The 635-nt window shown below is 58.7% G+C and carries 1 protein-coding gene; it reads right to left on the bottom strand.

Features of this window, described 5'->3' with window-relative positions:
• Positions 1-338 precede the first annotated feature (338 nt).
• The coding region (locus J5M67_RS27375) for a hypothetical protein (RefSeq protein ID WP_207888538.1) at positions 339-635 on the bottom strand (297 nt) is incomplete at its 5' end.

Raw genomic sequence — 635 nt, 5'->3', positions numbered from 1 at the left:
CAGGTTCCACAACCGATGTCGGCGCCGCGCCCAATTCCGCAGCCGGTCGAACGGGGGCATCGCGAACCACCGGCAGCAGCGTCTCCTGCGGCAACCACAACACCGACGTATCAGCAAGCGCCTTTCAACTCCAAGTCGGGTAGACAGGCCGTCCCGGGCTGGGTCTATGTGGCAGGGGGGCTGTTCCTCCTCGCCCTAGTGATGCTAGTGCTGCACTAGCTCGCTCGGAAATTCGGCCGTTGCCTTCGCCATAGACAACGGTACATCAGCGCTACCATCTGCAAGGCGCCGGCAAAGTCTACGACCGATGTACCGCCAATCACCAAAATGGGAGAGTCTCAGCATCCCCATCCGAGCTCTCTCAGCAAGAAGCCCGTTGCGTGCAAGGCAAGTTCGGCGTCCTCCTTTGATACCTCGCGAAGTTTGTAGCGTTCGCGTTCGTTATCTTTTCCCCTCGGATGGAGGAGATTAACCGTTTCGAGGGACGCGCGAATGAGCCGTTGCTCCTTCTCGCCGAAGTGCTTCTTGACCGCTGTAATGCAATCGCCAAGGTCTTCTTCGAGCATTGCTCTGTTTCCTGTCAACTTGTACAGCCACCGCGCGCTGACGACGGCACACAGGTTACGGCATTGGTC

Source organism: Pseudomonas sp. 30_B (assembly GCF_017491605.1).
Taxonomy (GTDB): domain Bacteria; phylum Pseudomonadota; class Gammaproteobacteria; order Pseudomonadales; family Pseudomonadaceae; genus Pseudomonas.
Note: the sequence above shows the minus strand (reverse complement) of the source record. Positions and strands in the feature narration are given on the sequence as shown.